15 protein-coding genes are annotated in these 16988 nt (G+C 58.5%); 3 read left to right on the top strand and 12 right to left on the bottom strand.

Features of this window, described 5'->3' with window-relative positions; all coding sequences use genetic code 11:
* Positions 1–15 precede the first annotated feature (15 nt).
* The 10 genes from IJL83_03100 to IJL83_03055 all read right to left on the bottom strand — a co-directional run bounded on the left by IJL83_03100 (position 16) and on the right by IJL83_03055 (position 10702).
* Complete coding sequence (locus IJL83_03100) at positions 16–2025, bottom strand: RICIN domain-containing protein (GenBank protein MBQ6552587.1); 2010 nt, start codon at positions 2023–2025, stop codon at positions 16–18.
* Positions 2026–2316: 291 nt separating this feature from the next.
* A complete protein-coding gene (locus IJL83_03095) occupies positions 2317–2958 on the bottom strand; it encodes a V-type ATP synthase subunit D (GenBank protein MBQ6552586.1) in 642 nt (213 codons plus the stop codon).
* 16 nt (positions 2959–2974) lie between these two features.
* Positions 2975–4354: a V-type ATP synthase subunit B gene (locus IJL83_03090; protein MBQ6552585.1), complete on the bottom strand. Its 1380-nt coding sequence runs from the start codon at positions 4352–4354 to the stop codon at positions 2975–2977.
* 19 nt (positions 4355–4373) lie between these two features.
* Positions 4374–6140, bottom strand: a complete 1767-nt coding sequence (locus IJL83_03085) for a V-type ATP synthase subunit A (GenBank protein MBQ6552584.1) — start codon at positions 6138–6140, stop codon at positions 4374–4376.
* Positions 6141–6149: 9 nt separating this feature from the next.
* Positions 6150–6470 (bottom strand): V-type ATP synthase subunit F, encoded by a 321-nt coding sequence (locus IJL83_03080; GenBank protein ID MBQ6552583.1) that lies wholly within the window; start codon positions 6468–6470, stop codon positions 6150–6152.
* Positions 6471–6483: 13 nt separating this feature from the next.
* Entirely contained in the window at positions 6484–7335 is an 852-nt protein-coding gene (locus IJL83_03075) for a V-type ATPase subunit (protein MBQ6552582.1), read from the bottom strand.
* A 40-nt stretch (positions 7336–7375) separates the two neighbouring features.
* Positions 7376–7936, bottom strand: coding sequence for a hypothetical protein (locus tag IJL83_03070; protein MBQ6552581.1), 561 nt, complete (start codon positions 7934–7936; stop codon positions 7376–7378).
* A 21-nt stretch (positions 7937–7957) separates the two neighbouring features.
* Entirely contained in the window at positions 7958–8437 is a 480-nt protein-coding gene (locus IJL83_03065; GenBank protein ID MBQ6552580.1) for a V-type ATP synthase subunit K, read from the bottom strand.
* Between the two features lie 32 nt (positions 8438–8469).
* Positions 8470–10344 (bottom strand): V-type ATP synthase subunit I, encoded by a 1875-nt coding sequence (locus IJL83_03060; protein MBQ6552579.1) that lies wholly within the window; start codon positions 10342–10344, stop codon positions 8470–8472.
* Positions 10345–10396: 52 nt separating this feature from the next.
* Complete coding sequence (locus IJL83_03055; protein ID MBQ6552578.1) at positions 10397–10702, bottom strand: hypothetical protein; 306 nt, start codon at positions 10700–10702, stop codon at positions 10397–10399.
* A 191-nt stretch (positions 10703–10893) separates the two neighbouring features.
* On the opposite strand from IJL83_03055, the gene IJL83_03050 reads away from it, so the two are divergent.
* Positions 10894–11385 (top strand): GtrA family protein, encoded by a 492-nt coding sequence (locus IJL83_03050; protein ID MBQ6552577.1) that lies wholly within the window; start codon positions 10894–10896, stop codon positions 11383–11385.
* On the opposite strand, the gene metA is transcribed toward IJL83_03050, so the two are convergent.
* Positions 11386–12309: a homoserine O-succinyltransferase gene (gene metA, locus IJL83_03045; protein MBQ6552576.1), complete on the bottom strand. Its 924-nt coding sequence runs from the start codon at positions 12307–12309 to the stop codon at positions 11386–11388.
* Between the two features lie 128 nt (positions 12310–12437).
* Here metA and IJL83_03040 point away from each other — a divergent pair, with 128 nt between their 5' ends.
* Entirely contained in the window at positions 12438–13673 is a 1236-nt protein-coding gene (locus tag IJL83_03040) for a methionine gamma-lyase family protein (GenBank protein ID MBQ6552575.1), read from the top strand.
* A 79-nt stretch (positions 13674–13752) separates the two neighbouring features.
* Here IJL83_03040 and IJL83_03035 read toward each other — a convergent pair whose 3' ends face one another.
* Positions 13753–16071, bottom strand: a complete 2319-nt coding sequence (locus IJL83_03035) for a hypothetical protein (protein ID MBQ6552574.1) — start codon at positions 16069–16071, stop codon at positions 13753–13755.
* 181 nt (positions 16072–16252) lie between these two features.
* Between IJL83_03035 and IJL83_03030 the strand changes: the two genes are divergently transcribed.
* Positions 16253–16957: a helix-turn-helix transcriptional regulator gene (locus IJL83_03030; GenBank protein MBQ6552573.1), complete on the top strand. Its 705-nt coding sequence runs from the start codon at positions 16253–16255 to the stop codon at positions 16955–16957.
* Positions 16958–16988: the final 31 nt, after the last annotated feature.

Below are 16988 nucleotides of genomic sequence, written 5' to 3'. Positions count from 1 at the left end.
ACTATTCGGTATCACTTACTGCCAATACTCGATCAAAGTCCATCCGGATACGCCGCCATAGGTCGTGTATCCCCAGACCTGAGTTCCAGATTCTCCGACCGTTCCCGTAACCGCGACCTGTGTAATAACGTAAGTCGTATTCGCCGGAACCATACCCAGATTCGTCGAAGACGTCGAAGTCGAGCTTCTGATATACTGACCCATATCGGGGTTGGTGCGCGTCAGCGTGAAGTTGCAAGTGTAAGTGCTGCTGTAAGTCTTGCCCGCCAGAGTAAACGAATACTTGATCTTTATCACACCCGGCTGATACGAATAGAAGTATTCTCCGCTGAACTTACCATCACCGGACGTTATCTCCTTTGTAATACTTGAAGCGCTCACGCGGCTGTCGCCGCAATACGCCGTGTTCACGTCCGTGCTTACGGACGGAAGCGGGCATTTGTAAGCGATGCGCTTGCTGATCACAACCCTGTTATCCGATCTTGCGTCAAAGGATGTGCTTTGGCTCGCGGGAGAAAGAACGACGCTCGGATTCGTGACCGTAACAGTAAATGAAACGGATTTCTGCTGACCGATTACGGAAACCTTCGCCGTTATCGTCGCCGTTCCTTCCTTTACAGCCGTGACCTTACCTTCGCTGTCAACGCTCGCAATTGACGCGTTGCTGCTCGACCACTCGACCTTGTGAACGTTCGCATAATTAGAGGCAACGGAGTATTTCTTATAGCATCCGGGATAGAGCGTGCGGTCGTTGAACGAAGTCACAGACAGCGGCTTTGTGACCGCCAGCTTTGCGGCGACGCGCAGTATCGCAAGCGCGTCGGAAACCGTTATCGCTCCGTCGAAATCCACGTCGGCTATCTTCTTCACGCTGCTCGTGGCTCTCGCAAGCTTCGCCGCCACTCTCAAAGCAGAAAGCGCGTCGGCAACGGATATCGAACCGTCGCCATCCATATCCCCAAGTGTATCAGTCTTCGTTTCGACCTTTACCGCCGAAGAAAGCGTATACCATTCGTAATACTTCGTATTGACTGAAGCGACCTTTACATAATACGTTCCTTCGCCGTCCAAAGTATAGCTGTAAGACGTGGCGTTCAGTCCGGTTTTCTTGTGTATCGGCGTTCCACTCGCACTGCCCTTGTATATAATAACATCATAAACTCTCGAGTCATATCTCCCAATCAAAGGTGACTGGCTCCACGAAATATTCAGTTTATTAGAAGAAATTGAAGCGTTCACGGTCACCGCAGACGGCTTTGCGGGTTTGGAATAGGTAACGCCGTCCTCCGTGAGTTTGTATATCGAAAAAATCTGAGCCGACGTGTTGGCGGGCTGCCAGAGCTGCGCGTTGGTACCGGGATCGTTCAAGCTGTCGTCAATATCGATAACCATACTTGTATATGCAGGAGAAAGCGCGTATCCGCTGCCTTTAGTTGAAACGAACCATCTTTGCGCGGTAGAATCGTTGCTCGCACAGACTCCTACGTTAGTCCCGTTGCTCGTTCCGAAATTAGCGGCGTCAAGGCATCTGCCGTCGTATTCGTTCACGATTTTATAAGAGCCGTCAGACGTTTTAATAAAATGCCATATCTGCTTTGGATCGGCACTGTTATTGCCGGTCGAAGACAGTTGAAGGTTGCCGTTTTCAGCCGCAAGGTGCTTCCACGAATCCTGCTTGATTATGAACGCGTAGAAATCTGAGCCAAGATCCACATAAGTAGGCGCGGGTGTTATTCCTAAGTAAATATACCCTTTGAAACCGCCTCGATATGTCTCCATATCGGCAATACTCAGCGAATCATAATTGAAATAATAAGGGTAACTAAGATAATAAGATTCAGAAAAATAAACGGTATCTCCAATGACGTTTTCCACAAAAAGAACGTGTCCATAATCTCCACTTTCGTTATAGCAAGCAATCGCGCCGGCTGCAGGAGTATAGCCGTAAGGATAAATATCATTATCGATATTATAATCCCACCAAAGCTTTGCGTTCCCTTTATAAAGATTCGGCCTGCTTCCCATAGCTTCATACGCTCGTCCCCAAACATATCCAACGCAGTTTGGCAAACAAGAACCGTTGCTAATTTCAATGCACTCGTTATATCCACCGTAACTCGTGTGTATATAGTACGGATTATCATAACTCGGTGCCGTATCACGTATTGTAAAACTTGTTGCCTGTTCACTTGCCGATACCGAAACAATCCCTATCGGCAGTATAGCGAATAGCATCGCCGCCGCGATAAGGATTGAAACGACTCTTGTTATTACACTTTTCTTTTCCATTACTTATATTCCCCTCTTATTCGCCGCTTATTTCCCCGCCGCTTCTTTTTTGAGCTTCTGGTCTTTGATCTTCATCAGGCGGGTGATGTTGCTGCGCTCGTTATCTTCGAGCTTCATCGAGATATACTTGATGGCTTCGTTCATCTCGGGGATCATGACGAACTCGAGCGCGTTGACGCGGCGGCGGGTCTTCTCCATCTCCTCGGCGAGCATATCGCAGGTCTTCTCGACGCCCGCGAGCTCGATGAGGTCCGGAAGCAGGTCGGCGAGCGTCATGACCGCGCCGTCCAGCGCGCCGGAGGAGAACGCGAAGCCGTAAGGCAGCTGCGTTTCCTCGTCGCCGCCCTCGTAGCGGAGGGACGGAACGTTGACGCTCATTATGTTCTTGACGGTCAGCGACACCTTCGCGGAACGCGCCGGCACGAGCAGCGCCTCGCGCACCGCGCTGCTGCCCATGCGGGCTGCAGCGGAGGAGGACTCCGCCATGACCTTCGCGAGTTTTTCCTCGACCTTGCGGCGAAGCTCCATATTCCGCTTTATGTGCAGCATGAACTGACGCGCCATTTCGTCCTGCTTGTCTTTCAGGAGCTTATGCCCCCTGACAGCGGTCTTGACACGCCTTTTGTACTTGTTCAGCTCCATCCGCGTGGGATTTATCAGCTTCGCCATTTCCGGTCTCCGTTAATCAGTTTTTCGCTTCGTGATAGTATTTATCGAGGTATTCGGTGCGGATACGCTTCAGCTCGGTGCGCGGCAGGATGCCGAGCAGCTCCCAGCCGATATCCAGCGTTTCTTCTATGCTGCGGTCGGTCTCGTAGCCCTGCGAAACGTAGCGCTTCTCGAACTCGACGGCGAACTTCGCGTAAAGCTTATCCATTTCGGAAAGCGCGGATTCGCCGAGGATGACCGCCAGCTCCTTCGCGTCCTTGCCGCGGGCGTAGGCGGAGAAGAGCTGATTCATCGTGTCCGCGTGGTCCTCGCGGGTCTTGCCCTTGCCGATGCCCTTGTCTTTGAGTCTGCTCAAGGAAGGCAGGACGTCGATCGGCGGCGTTACGCCGTTGTAGTAAAGCTCGCGCGAAAGGATGATCTGCCCCTCCGTGATGTAGCCCGTAAGGTCGGGGATCGGGTGGGTCTTGTCGTCCTCCGGCATGGTCAGGATCGGGATCTGGGTGATCGAGCCCTTGTTGCCGTTGATCCTGCCCGCTCTTTCGTACATCGACGCGAGGTCGGTGTAGAGATAGCCGGGGTAGCCGCGGCGGCCGGGAACTTCCTTGCGCGCGGCGGAAACTTCGCGGAGCGCTTCCGCGTAGTTGGTTATGTCGGTCATTATGACGAGCACGTGCATACCGAGCTCGTAGGCGAGATATTCCGCGCAGGTTATCGCCATTCGCGGAGTCGCGATACGCTCGACCGCCGGGTCGTTGGCGAGATTCATGAAAAGCACCGAGCGTTCGATAGAACCGGTGCGGCGGAAGTCGTCGATGAAGAACTGCGCCTCCTCGAACGTGATGCCGATGGCGGCGAAGACGACGGCGAACTTCTCGTTGCTGCCGAGCACCTTGCCCTGACGGGCGATCTGCGCCGCGATCTTCGCGTGAGGCAGGCCGCTTCCGCTGAAAATGGGCAGCTTCTGCCCGCGGACGAGGGTGTTCAGTCCGTCGATCGCGGAGATGCCGGTCTGTATGAACTCCGCCGGATAGTCGCGAGCCGCGGGGTTCATCGGCGAGCCGTTTATGTCGAGCTTCTTCTCGGGGATTATCTCGGGGCCGTCGTCAATGGAGCGCCCCATGCCGTCGAAAACTCTGCCGAGCATATCGCGGCTGACGGAAAGCGTCGTGCCGTGGCCGAGGAACTTCGCCTTGCTCTCCGCGACGCGGAGCCCCTGCGAGCTCTCGAAAAGCTGCACCATCGCTCTGTCGCCGTCGATCTCCAGCACCTTGCCGACGCGGATATTCCCGTCCGCCTGTTTGATGTGGACGAGCTCGTCGTATTTTACGCCTTCAACGCCCTCGACGACCATTATCGGCCCGACGACCTCGGTTATGGTCTTGTATTCCTTCTGCATAACTTCCTCCGTTCCGCGCTTATCTCAATTCCGCGAATTCGCGGCGAAGCTCTTTTTCGGTATTTGCGGCGGCCTGTTCCCACTCGTTCTCCGGCACGTACTTCATTCTGCCGATATCCTCAAGACACGCCATAGACGTGACGCGGGAGAAGGAAACGCCGTTCTCAAGCGCGCGAAGCCCCAGCTCGTACCAGAGCAGGATCATCGCGAGCATATCATGCTGCTTCTTCGGAGAGGTAAAGGTGTCGACCTCGTGGAAGGCGATCTGATGCAGGAAATCCTCGCGTATGGAGCGCGCGCATTCGAGCGTAAGACGGTCCCTTTCACCCAGCGCATCGACGCCGACGAGACGGACGACCTCGTCCAACTCGGACTCCTGCTGAAGCAGCGAGACGGCCTGCGCCACATTCTTCGACCAGTCCGGCGCGACCGCCTTGTCGAAGTAGGCGTGGACGTTGTCGTTATAGAGCGAGTAGCTGCGCAGCCAGTCTATCGCGGGGAAATGGCGCTTGTACGCGAGCTGCGCGCTCAGGCACCAGAAGACCTTGACTATACGCAGAGTCGCCTGCGAGACCGGCTCGGAAATGTCGCCGCCGGGAGGCGAAACCGCGCCGATCGCGCTTATCGCTCCGTAGCGTTCTTCTTTGCCGATGCAGCGGACGAATCCGGCGCGCTCGTAGAACTCCGCAAGGCGCGAGGAGAGGTACGCGGGGTAACCCTCTTCGCCGGGCATTTCTTCAAGACGGCCGGACATCTCGCGCAGCGCTTCCGCCCAGCGCGAAGTGGAGTCCGCCATTATAGCTACTTTATATCCCATGTCGCGGAAGTATTCCGCGATCGTTATTCCGGTGTAAATAGACGCTTCGCGCGCCGCGACGGGCATATCGGAGGTGTTGGCGATAAGCACCGTGCGCTTCATTATCGGCAGCCCCGTGCGCGGGTCGTTCAGCTCGGGGAACTCCTTGAGAACGTCGGTCATTTCATTGCCGCGTTCGCCGCAGCCGATGTAGACGATGATGTCAGCGTCCGCCCACTTCGCGAGCTGATGCTGGACGACGGTCTTGCCCGAGCCGAAGGGACCGGGGATCGCCGCGATGCCGCCCTTCGCTATCGGGAAGAGGGTGTCGATGACGCGCTGACCGGTTACCATCGGCTCGTTGGGGGTCAGCTTGCTCGCGTAGGGACGGCGCACGCGGACGGGCCAGCGCTGGAGCATCGTAAGCTCCTTCTCTTCGCCGTCGGCGGTGCGTATCTTCGCGACTACGTCGGTGACGGTCGCTTCGCCCGCTTCGCGGAGCCAGGTCAGCTCGCCGCCGACGTTCGGCGGGACCATTATCTTCTGCGTGACCGCCGCGGTCTCGACGACCGTGCCGAGCACGTCGCCGCCGGTCAGCGTTTCACCGACCTTCGCGGCGGGAACGAAGTTCCACCTGCGCTCGCGGTCGAGAACGTCGACGCTCGTGCCGCGCTGAATCCTGTCGCCGGTGAGCTTATATATGACCTCGAGCGGACGCTGGATGCCGTCGTAGATGCCCTCGATGAGTCCGGGCGCGAGCTCGACGGAAAGCGGCTCGCCGGTGAAATACACGGGCTCGCCGGGGCCGAGCCCCGCGGTCTCCTCGTATACCTGTATCGAGGCGCGGTCGCCGCGCAGCTCGATTATTTCGCCGATGAGCTTCTTTTCGCTGACGCGCACGACGTCGTACATCTGGCAGTTTCTCATGCCGGACGCTACGATAAGCGGGCCCGCTACTTTGATTATGGTGCCGTGTTCAAGTTCGTTCATCCTGCCACCTCAAAATATGTTCTTTCCGACCGCTTTCTCCACGTTCGCCTGAATGGCGCGAAGGCCGCTGCCGTCGCTGCCGTCCTTGTCGGGGATCGGGATGATCGCGGGGAAGGTTTGCGATTTATACTTACTGATAAGCTCGGGCACGCCCGCGGCGGTCTTTTCCGTCACGAATATGACGGAATACCCCTCGGAAACGAGCCGCGTTATCTCGCGCTCCGCGTCCTGCGGAGTATCCGCGCCGACGGCGGTTATGCCCAGCGCGTTGAAAAGCAGCACGGAGGCAAGGTCGCCAACAGCGGCTATTTTCGTTCTTTCGGCGTCCATCGCTTACCTCCAGTTAAAAATCGATATCTTCCTCGCCGCCTCCGGCGAAGATGATCCTGATATTGCGCGCTTCGTTCTGTTTGTCATTGACGTAGCTGCCGAGCGCGGCCGGTCCGAACGGATCGGAGCGCGAATCGCGCAGGCAGGCGTTGAGCTTCTGCGAGCAGGCGCGCTCGAACTCGCGCACGCCGCCTTCCGCCCCCGGCTCCTCGAAGCCGCCGGAGATGAGCAGCTTCGCGACGGCCTCTTCCGAAAGGCCGAGCGCCCTGCCGCGCATGCGCGTCAGCGCGTTGGTGAAGCCCGCCTTCAGCTTGAAGAATTCCTCGAGCGCGGGCGCCTTGCGCTTCTTCAGCGTCGCGAAGATGTGCGCGTATACGGCGGAGTCGACCGCGCGGCTTATCTCGCCGGGATCTGTCACGCCCTCGAGCTTCTCGAGCGGCTCGAACGCCGCGCCGAGCATGGAGTATTCATCCGCGGAAACGCATACCTTCAGCACCTCGACGTCGAAGACGCCGCAGGAGAGCAGTATGCCGTCCGCGTCCGCGCCGACGATGCGCGCTTTGAGCAGCGCTTTCAGATTGTGCGCGTCGTATTCGTGAAAGAAAAGGTCGGTCAGCTCCGGCTCGGGCGCGATCTCGTTCATCAGTTCGTGAACGCCGCGAAGCTCCGCGTCGATCATCGGCTCGAGCTCCTGCTTTTCCGCTCCCGCTCCGTAGCCGGTTTCGGCGAGTACGCGAAGGCGCCCGTCCTTCTCCGCCGCGATCAGCCGTGAATACTGCTCGCGGGAAAAGACGGAATCCTCCATCGCTCTGACGCGTCCTACCGCGTAAGGGTAGCCGCTTTTTATACCGAAGTTATCAGCCATTTTTCTCCCGTTCCGCCGCCTCGGCGGCAGTTGAAATCAGTTATTCTCCGAAGAGTATGCGCGCGGCGTCGCTCTCGGTGCGCTCGCGCAGATCGGCGACGATCGCGTCGAGCGAAAGATCCGCGTCGCAGCGTTCGCCGGAAAGCAGCACGCCGCCGCTTCCCTTTATCTCGCCGGCGTAGGCGCCGCCCCAGCGGGCGGCGTTCGCCTCGGCAAACGCCTTCATATCGGCGGAGGCGTAGACCTTGACGTTTTCGGTCATACCGAAGGACGCGGCGAGCTTTGCGTAAAGCTCCGCTTTTTCGCCGTCCGGCAGCGACGCGAGCTTTTCGCGCACGCCGGAGTAGACCCTGTCGAGCAGGGCGCGCTTTTCGGCGAGCGTGTTTTTGCGTATGTCAAGCTCGGCCTTCAGCTTCTCGCGGTATCTTATCGCGTCCGCTTCGGCCCTGCCGCGCGCGAGGATCGCTTCCTTCTCGGCCTCCGCGGCGGCCTCCGCTTCGGCGGAGCGCTTATCCGCGTCGGCTTTGCCCGCGGACTTTATCTTGTCCGCTTCGGCTGAAGCTCTCGCCAGTATTTTTTCGATTACGGCTTCTGCTCCCATCTTGCTTCTCCCGAATCAGAATCAAAGTCCCTTCGTCGCGAAGAGGACGAGCAGCAGGGATACGAGCAGTCCGAGTATGGCGTAGGTCTCGACGAGGACCGCCATGGTGATGCCCTTACCGGAGGACTCCGGCTGCTTGGCGGTCATGTGGATCGCGGCGACCGCGACCTTGCCCTGATAGATGGCGGAAACAAGGCCGAGGATGCCAATCGGCAGGCCCGCGAAGAAGAACGCCCAGCCCTGCGCGGTGCTGATGTTCGCGTTGCCGCCCATAAGTCCGCTCTGGACGAGGATGAGAACGGCGGTGAGGAAGCCGTATATTCCCTGTGTTCCGGGCAGCGCCTGGAGAACCAGCAGCTTACCGAAAAGCTCGGGCTTTTCCGCGGTCACGCCCGCCGCGGCAACGCCGCCGGAGCGTACGCCTATCGCGGAGCCCATTCCCGAAAGGAACGCGGCGACCGCGGCGCCGAAGATGGTGATGACTGTTCCGTTGCTAAACATTGTGTTACCTCCGAATTGAATATCTTTTTAAATTATTCTTTATTATCTTTGCCGCCGCTGCGGACGACGTCCACGTTCTTCGTCTCGAGTTTGAACGGCTTGAAGACCGTGCCGCCGCCTTCATAGAAGCGGGTGAAGAACTCAATATACTGCAGGCGGCTGTCGTGAACGTAAGCCGAAAGCAGTCCCATCGCGAGGTTGAAGAGGTGGCCGACGATATAGACCAGCCCCGCGAAAACGTAGCCGACTATCGGTATTCCCATAACGAGCCCCGCGAGGATATTCATAACGTAGCCGATGACGGCGGTGGAGATGCAGAGCGCGAGGATACGCGAATACGAGAGGATGTCGCTCAGGTAGCTCGTTATGCCGTAGAGACTGCCGAGCCCTCCGGTCAGCTTGCCGACGACATTCGGCTTCTTTCGCCCCGCGGTGAAGAGCACCACGAGCGCGGCGGCTCCGGCGATGATCGCGCCGATCTTCACGTTGAGCGCCATGACGATAAGTCCGCTTATCAGCGCCATCCACGCGAAGTTATCGAAGACCGCCGTCTGCCAGTCGCCCGCCTTGAACGCGGCGACCGCCTTGACGATCATACCGGTGAAGATGTGGAGCACTCCGACTCCGCAGGCGATCAGCAGCACCGGCAGGATGCCGTCGAGCAGTGAAAAACCGATCAGCGGCGGGAACCATTCGGCGCCGAAGTAGCTGCCGAAAACGACTCCGAAGACGACCGTGGGCAGTCCGGAGAAGCCGATTACGCTGACCAGCTTCGCCATCTCTCCGCGCGGCTTCATGAACTTCTTGAAGAGCCACGCGCCGAGCATCATCAGGAATCCGTAGCCGACGTCCGCCATCATCATACCGAAGATTATCCAGTACCACGGCGCCATGACGGGATTCGGATCGATCTCGTAGGGATCGGGTGCGGAGAACATATTCGTTATGCTCTCGAACGGCTTTACGAACCTGCTGTTTTCCGCCGCGGTGGGCGGCTTTTCATCTTCCGCCGGGTCTGTGAATTCGACCGCGACGCAGTCTGTGACTTTTTTCAGCGCTTTCGTCACCTTCTCGGTGCGGTCGGCGCGTACCCAGCCCTCGATATATACCGCGTCGTCGGTCAGCACCAGCGGCGCTTCGTCCTTGTCGCGTTCGGCGCGGTACTGCTCCGCGAGCAGCGTCACGTCGTTCGCCTTTTGCGAAAGCTCGGCGAGCTCCTTCTCCTTCTCGGCGAGGGCGGCTTCCGCCTCCGCTTTCGCGGCGAGCTGCCTGTTATATTCCTCCTCCGCTTTGCCGGAGGCAAACGGCAGGCGGGATTCCTCGAATTCGTATTCGCGCAGCAGCGCTTCCGTTTCGTAGGTATCCTCCGCGGCGCAGACGACGAGGACGGCGCGTTTGCCGGACTTTTCGCCGACCGTTTCAAACTCCGCGAACGGCGCGAGCTTTTCCGCAAGCGCGTCCGCCTTCGACACCGGAACGGTACCGACGCGGCGCACGGTGTATTCGGAGGCGCAGACGTCGAGCGCGTCCGCGTCCAGCCCGCGCCAGAGCTCGATATCGGCGGCGGACTTCTTCGCGGCCTCGGCGGCCTCCTTCAGCGCGTCGCGCTCGCCGACGAGCTCGCGCAGACGCTCCTGCGTTTCGACCGTTTCCGCGTCGACGCGGGCGAAACGCTCCTCGTCGACCTCGGGACGCGGGGTGAACATCCCCTTCTTCGGCGCGTACGGGCGGATATCCTTCAGCAGCGCCTCGGCGTTTCTCAGCTTCAGCTCCGCGGAGGCGTCGCTCAGCGCCTTGTCGTCGCGCTCGATGAGCATTACCTCGCCGACGGAAAAGAGTGCGTTGAGCAAGGCCTCACGGTCATCCCTGAGGCACGCGATATACGCTTTTTTCATCGGTACGAGCATGCGTTATCTCCTGAAAAATAAGTCGGTGATTGCGAAAAACCCGCTGCGCGCTTCACTTCACGAGCTGTGCGAAGACGGCGTCGACGGCGGCGGAAATATTCTTTTCCGCGGCTTCGACGATGCGCTTGTCCGCATCGCGTCCGGCGGCAACACGCGACTCGCTCTCGGCGGCGGCGTCCTTACCGGCGGTCTCCGCCATGGCGACGACTTCGCCGCGCGCGGACTCGAGCAGCGCTTCTCTCGCGGCGGCGGCGTTCGCTTCCGCGGCGGCGGCGTATTCCTTCGCTTCCGCGGCGGCGGTTTCTTTAAGCTCGGCGGCTTTCGCCTCCGCGACTTTTATATCGTCAAGCATTGCCATATCTTTGCCCTCCGTCAGAGTGTTCGCGCGAAAAATCGCACTCTCCTGATATTAGCATTATTTTACCATATATAATAGCTTTTGTAAACAGTATTTTTACCGTTTGTGCAAAAATCGCCGCGCTTGACAACACGCGCGAACGGTGGTAACATATATCATAATGAGTATTATGCGCGAAGGGAGGTCGAGCGGTGAAACTCAAGGAGCTTATCCTGCATAAGAGTCTGCTTTTTTACACCATCATCGGCGTTTCGAACACGCTGCTGACGATGGGGCTCGAGTTCATACTCAACAACGTATTCGGCCTGCCGTACTGGTGGGTGACCTCCATCCCCTTCGCGATAACGAGCGTGACGAGTTTCGTATTCAACCGAAGATATTCCTTCAGGAGCAACGGCAACTTCTGGACTGATATGCTGAAGTTTTACGTGCTCTTCATCGCCTGCTACCTGATTGCCTTCTGCGTAGCGAAGCCGCTCGCGATAAAGCTTATGAGCGACGCGAACGCGAGCGAAAAGGCAGTCCACAACGTCTCGATTGTCGTCGGGCAGTGCGTCTTCACGCCGCTCAACTACCTCGGGCAGCGCTTCCTCGTCTACCGCAAAAAGAAAACGCCGTCCCGTCCTGAAGACGAAACGGCGGTTGAAGACGCTGCCGAAAGCAATACCTCTTCCGAAGAATGATCACTTGATTTCGTTGAGATCGTACGGCGTCGCCTGATAGACGTAATAGTTCAGCCAGTTTGAATAGAGCAGGTGCGCGTGGGAGCGCCAATTCATCATAATGCCCTGGTTGCTGTCACCATGCTTGAAGTAATTCTCCGGCATAGCGGTGCCGAGCCCCTGCTTCTGATCGCGCTCGTATTCGAGCAGGAGCGTTTCGCGGTCGTATTCCGAGTGACCGGTAACGTAGACCTCCCTGCCCCCGTTGGCTACGGCGATGTAGACGCCGACCGTCGGATCCTTCGAGCGCGCGAGAACGGTTATTTCCGGATGCTTCGCGATATCCTCGTCCAGCACGCCGGTATAGCGCGAATGCGGCGCGAAAAAGACGTCGTCAAAGCCGCGGACGAGCGGACAGAGCCGGTCGGTTACGTAGTGCTTGAAGACGCCGAACGCCTTTTCCGACAACTCCGCCTTTCTGACGCCGTAGCTGTGATAAAGCCCCGCCTGCGCGCCCCAGCAGATATACAGAGTGGACTGCACGTTCTTTTTGCTCCAGTCGATAATGGCGCAGAGCTCATCCCAGTAGTCCACCTGCTCGAACTCGAGGCGTTCGACCGGAGCGCCTGTGATTATCAGGCCGTCGAACTTCTGATCCTTCACGTCGTCGAAGGTCTTGTAGAACTCCAGCATATGCTCCGCCGAAGTGTTCTTCGTCTTATGCGAAGCGGCGGTAAGCAGCGTTATCTCCGTCTGCAGCGGAGTGTTCGAGAGCAGGCGCAGAAGCTGCGTTTCGGTTGTTATCTTCGTAGGCATCAGGTTGAGAATCGCGATGTGGAGCGGACGGATATCCTGCGCCATGGCGCGCTCGTTATCCATCCAGAATATATTTTCGCTCGTCAGCGTGCTCGCCGCGGGCAAATTGTTGTTTATCATAATAGGCATAAGGTTTCCCCTCCTCTCCTGGAGTCGAAACAGATTATAGCATTTCCGTCGCGAAATATCAATATATATTCGCAAACATTTGAAATAATTACCGCCGGAGCGCATCCGGCGCAAACGGGAGCGCAGATATGAGCGTTTATACAAGCGAAAAAGTCATAAGAGAAGCGCAGGCCGCGGAAGCCGCCTGCGCGGAACAGTTTGCGCGCATCGACGCCGCGGCACTTGAGAACAGCAGGCGTGTGCTTGACGCTTTCTCCGAATGCCGCGTCAGCGACAGCCACTTCGCAGGCACCACCGGCTACGGCTATGACGACGCGGGACGCGAGGTCATCGACCGCGTCTTTGCGAAGCTTTTCGGCACCGATGCGGCGCTGGTGCGCCACACCTTCGTCAACGGCACCCACGCGATCGCGACCGCGCTTTTCGGGCTGCTTCACCGCGGGGACGTTCTGCTCTCCGTCACCGGAGCGCCTTACGATACGCTCCGCGAAGCCGTCGCCGGCGACCACCCCGGCTCGCTGGTCTCCGCCGGAGTCGAGTACCGGCAGGTCGACCTTCTGCCCGACGGCAGTCCCGACCTCGACGCGATAAAAGCAAATATCGGAGGCGCTTCCGCCGTCTTCATCCAGCGCTCGAAGGGTTACACCTCGCGCAAATCGCTGTCAATAGCGGACATAAAGGCGCTCTGCGGATTCGTCAAGGGGCTTTCGCCCGACGTCACGGTCATCGTCGACAACTGCTACGGCGAATTCTGCGAAACGCTTGAGCCGACCGCCGTCGGAGCCGACGTCGCGGCGGGCTCGCTGATAAAGAACCCCGGCGGCGGGATCGCGCGCGGCGGCGGATACATCGCCGGCGGCGCGAAGCAGATCGAGCTCTGCGCCGACCGCCTCACAGCGCCCGGCATAGGGCTGGAATGCGGAGCCACCTTCGGCTTCAACCGCGAGATACTGCAGGGGCTTTTCGTCGCGCCGCACGTCGTCGCGCAGGCGGTGAAGACCGCGGTTTTCGCAGCCGCGCTCGCGCAGCGGCTCGGGTACGACGCCTTCCCCGCTTTCGACGTTCCGCGCACGGATATCGTGCAGGAGCTCCGCTTCGGCGCGGAGGACAAGCTGCTCGCCTTCTGCGCGGGGATACAGGCCGCCTCGCCGATAGACTCCTTCGTCACGCCGGTCGGCTGGGCGATGCCCGGTTACGACTGCGACGTCGTCATGGCGGCGGGCGCCTTCACGCAGGGCGCGTCGATCGAGCTTTCCTGCGACGGACCGCTCCGCCCGCCGTATACCGCCTACCTCCAGGGCGGGCTGACCTACGAAAGCGGCAAGCTCGGGATCATCTCGGCGTTTTCGAGAATGGAAGAATAACGTATCTAACATCAAAAACCGCCTCGCGAGAGGCGGTTTTTATTATGCCGTTACTAAATCAAAAAGCGGCTTCGTTGCTTCATTCCCACGCTTCGAGCTTGAACGCGACGAGGCTCGGATTGCCGCTCCAGTCGCCGTTGTTGCCGAAGCGGGTGAAGTAGTACCAGTTGTCATTCGTCACGATATTGCTGCCGCAGTATACGCTCTGCTGAACGTCCGCGACGACGGCGAGGGTGTTCGTCGCTATATCGTATTCGTAGATGCGGCCGGGCTTTCGCGCCGTCGGGATATAGAACAGCTTCGTTTCGTCCGGCGACATCGAGATCGAATAGGTATAACCGATGACGTTCTCGCCGTCGAGGTCCATATCTCGCAGGAAGGTCACCCTGCCGGTCTCCATATCCATCTTGTAAAGGTATCCGCAGCAGCCGCTGATGTAGGTCGTTTTGCCGTCCGAGGTCGTCGCCTGACCGTTCCAGAAGCCGCCCTTCATCGTGTCGCCTGTCTGATAGAGGCGGTTTTCGCCGTAGTCATAGCAGTAAACCGGCCACTGGATCTCGGCACGCTGACCGGGATCCTCAACGCCGCGGTAGAGATACACTCTGTCGCCGCTGACGATTATCTCACGGCTCAGCGGGTTGCCGAGCGACCACGGAATACCGTTGACGAAGCGGTCGACCGTGCCGGTCGCGAGGTCGTAGAAGACGAGGTCCGCGAGCGGATGCGTGAAGCCGACGAGCTTGCCCAGCTCCGGCATATAGTTGATTGCGACGACTCCCTGATGCTCGCACCAGACACCGCCCGGGAAGGACGCCGAAAGGTCAAGCAGTATCTCCTTCTCGATGTCGTACATATAGAGGTGCGCGCCGCGCTTGGTCATATAGCCGTCCGCGCCGTCGATATTATCCTTGTAATCGTGGAAGCCCTGGCTCGCCAGATACATCTTGTTGTCTATGCAGTAAAACTTCGTGTGTCCCTTCGGGATCTCCTCTCCGTAGACGTAGTTGTTGCACGCCTTGCTCGCTTCGATCAGCGTGCCGAGGAATTTGACGACGTCGGTCTCGGGATTATACGAGAAGACGGCGAAATCCTCTATCACTTCGTCGGGAATCAGGTCGGTACGGCGTCCGGTGTAGCCGAAGTATATGATGCCGTTATCGTCGATGCCCATCGGGTCCCAGCTCGTGTCGCCGGTGAAACCCTCGGGGAACATCTCGTCGAATTTGATAATGCGGAAGTCGGTGGCGCGGAAGTGAGAATCCGCATATTCGCTCGCCTTCGGCTCGGCGAAGCCGGGTTCGCGCGGCTCGGGTGGGATCACGGGAGCGGCGGTGATATATCCGTGCAGGTCGGAGACCTTCACTGTCGTGCCTTCGGCGGCGCCGTATGCTTCGATGATGAAGACGATGACGTCCTCAAGCTCGGACTGCGAGAAGGAGTGGCCCCAGAACGCCTTCTCAAAACAGCTGAACGGGATGTTGATATATCCGTCGGAACCGACCTGCGAGGGCTTGACGTTCAGCGCGTACTGTTCGCGCACCATGGTGTTGCAATTGGAGAGGCCTATCAGGATGCGCTCGACGGCGTCGGTTCCGAGCACGGCGTATTCGGGGCCGTAGACCTCAAGCTTGAAGCGTATGCCCTCGGCGCAGGAAAGGCCTGAGACGTCCATCTCCGGGTACGCCGCACCGGCGTTCTGCTTGTTGGGATTCAGCGTCGCGCTGCGGTCCATATTCTTCCAGCCCATCGCCTTGTCCGTGAAGTCGGCGGCCGCGGTCATGGAGAACCAGCCGTCACCCGCTTCAAAGATTGTGTTTCGGGAGAAGTCGCCGTTGTTATAGGCGCTGCCTGTGTTCAGCCCGTCGCCGATGGAGTCGCAGAGGCGGCCGCTGTTCGCGGTTACGACGGCGTTGACGTCGGCGGTGTTCCAGCCGCTGAAAAAGCCGGTGGTGACGGCCTCGGTGTTACGCAGCGTGAGGAGCCCGAAGGCGGCGGCGCGTTCATCCGCGGTCTGCGCGGAGGCGAGCGCGACTTCATAAGCCGTCCAGCTTTCGTCGGTGTAGTTATACCGCCACGGCGTCGCGCCCGAGACGTCGGATCCGCCGCGCACCGCCGTTTCGAACACGGGCACGGCCGCCTCGCCTATGAAAGCGCTGTCTTCGGTCGGGGCGAGGTCTGTCATTCCGAGCCCGACGGGCGAGGAATCCCCTTCCTCACGCAAAAGGTTGGAATATCCGGGTGATCCTTCGCTTCGTTCAGGATGACCGGACACCGCTTCTTTCACGGCCGCGGGAGCTTCATAGCGCTCCGCGCCCGCGGACGGCGCGCACACAGCCGCTATGAGCAGCGTCAGCGCGGCAAGCAGCGATATTATTTTAAGTTTCAGTGATTTTTCCATAGCGTTCCTCCACGCCGCAACGGCGATTATACAAGTCGATTATAACATACGCCGCGGCCGTTTGCAACATAAATATAATATTTATATAAAAGATCCGACGAACGTCTTTTTACCTCCCGCACCTTGAAATTTTCCAAAAAATCTGATATAATTACAAAAATCGCGAGAGGAGGCGAAAGAAATGCGTGAAGCTCCGCACGCCGGCGGCGGATACGCCGTCGACTACCCCATCGAAAAGGAAAAGGCGCTGCGCTCGATGATACTCACTCATGACAAGCTCGGCGCGCAGAACGCACTGAACGAGCTGATCGGGCACATATATTTTTCCAATGACTTCGACCTTGCGGAGATAAGGGCGCGGATGATCGAGCTGGTGGTCGTGCTCTCCCGCGCGGTTATAGACTCCGGCGCTGACATGCGCGAGGTCATGGCGCTGAACACGAAGTATCTCGGCGACATAGACCGCTTCACCTCCTTCGAGGATATGAACGAGTGGGTCACGGGGGTGCTGCACAGGTTCATCGACTACTCCTTTGACCTGCCGCGGATAAGGCATTCCACCGCCGTCTATAAGATAACGGAATACGTCAACGCCAACTACGCGAAAAAAATATCGCTGGACGACGTGGCGAAAAAGGTCTTCCTCTCGCGGTCGTATATCTCCACCGTCTTCAAGGAGGAGATCGGCATGAGTCTGACCGACTACGTGCGCGAGGTACGCATCGAGCGAAGCAAGCAGCTGCTGCTCGACAATACCGTTCGCATAGTGGATATCGCGGGAATGTGCGGCTTCGACGACCAGAGCTATTTCACGAAGGTGTTTCACAAGGCCGTCGGCGTGACCCCGAAGCAGTACCGCGAGAGGCGCGGAAGAGTCAACGCGTGATATAAAAACGGAATATGTGAAGCCGCCGCGT

Source organism: Clostridia bacterium (assembly GCA_017438525.1).
Classification (GTDB): domain Bacteria; phylum Bacillota; class Clostridia; order Oscillospirales; family RGIG8002; genus RGIG8002.
The sequence above is the reverse complement of the archived record's forward strand: the minus strand, read 5'-3'. Positions and strand labels throughout refer to the sequence as shown.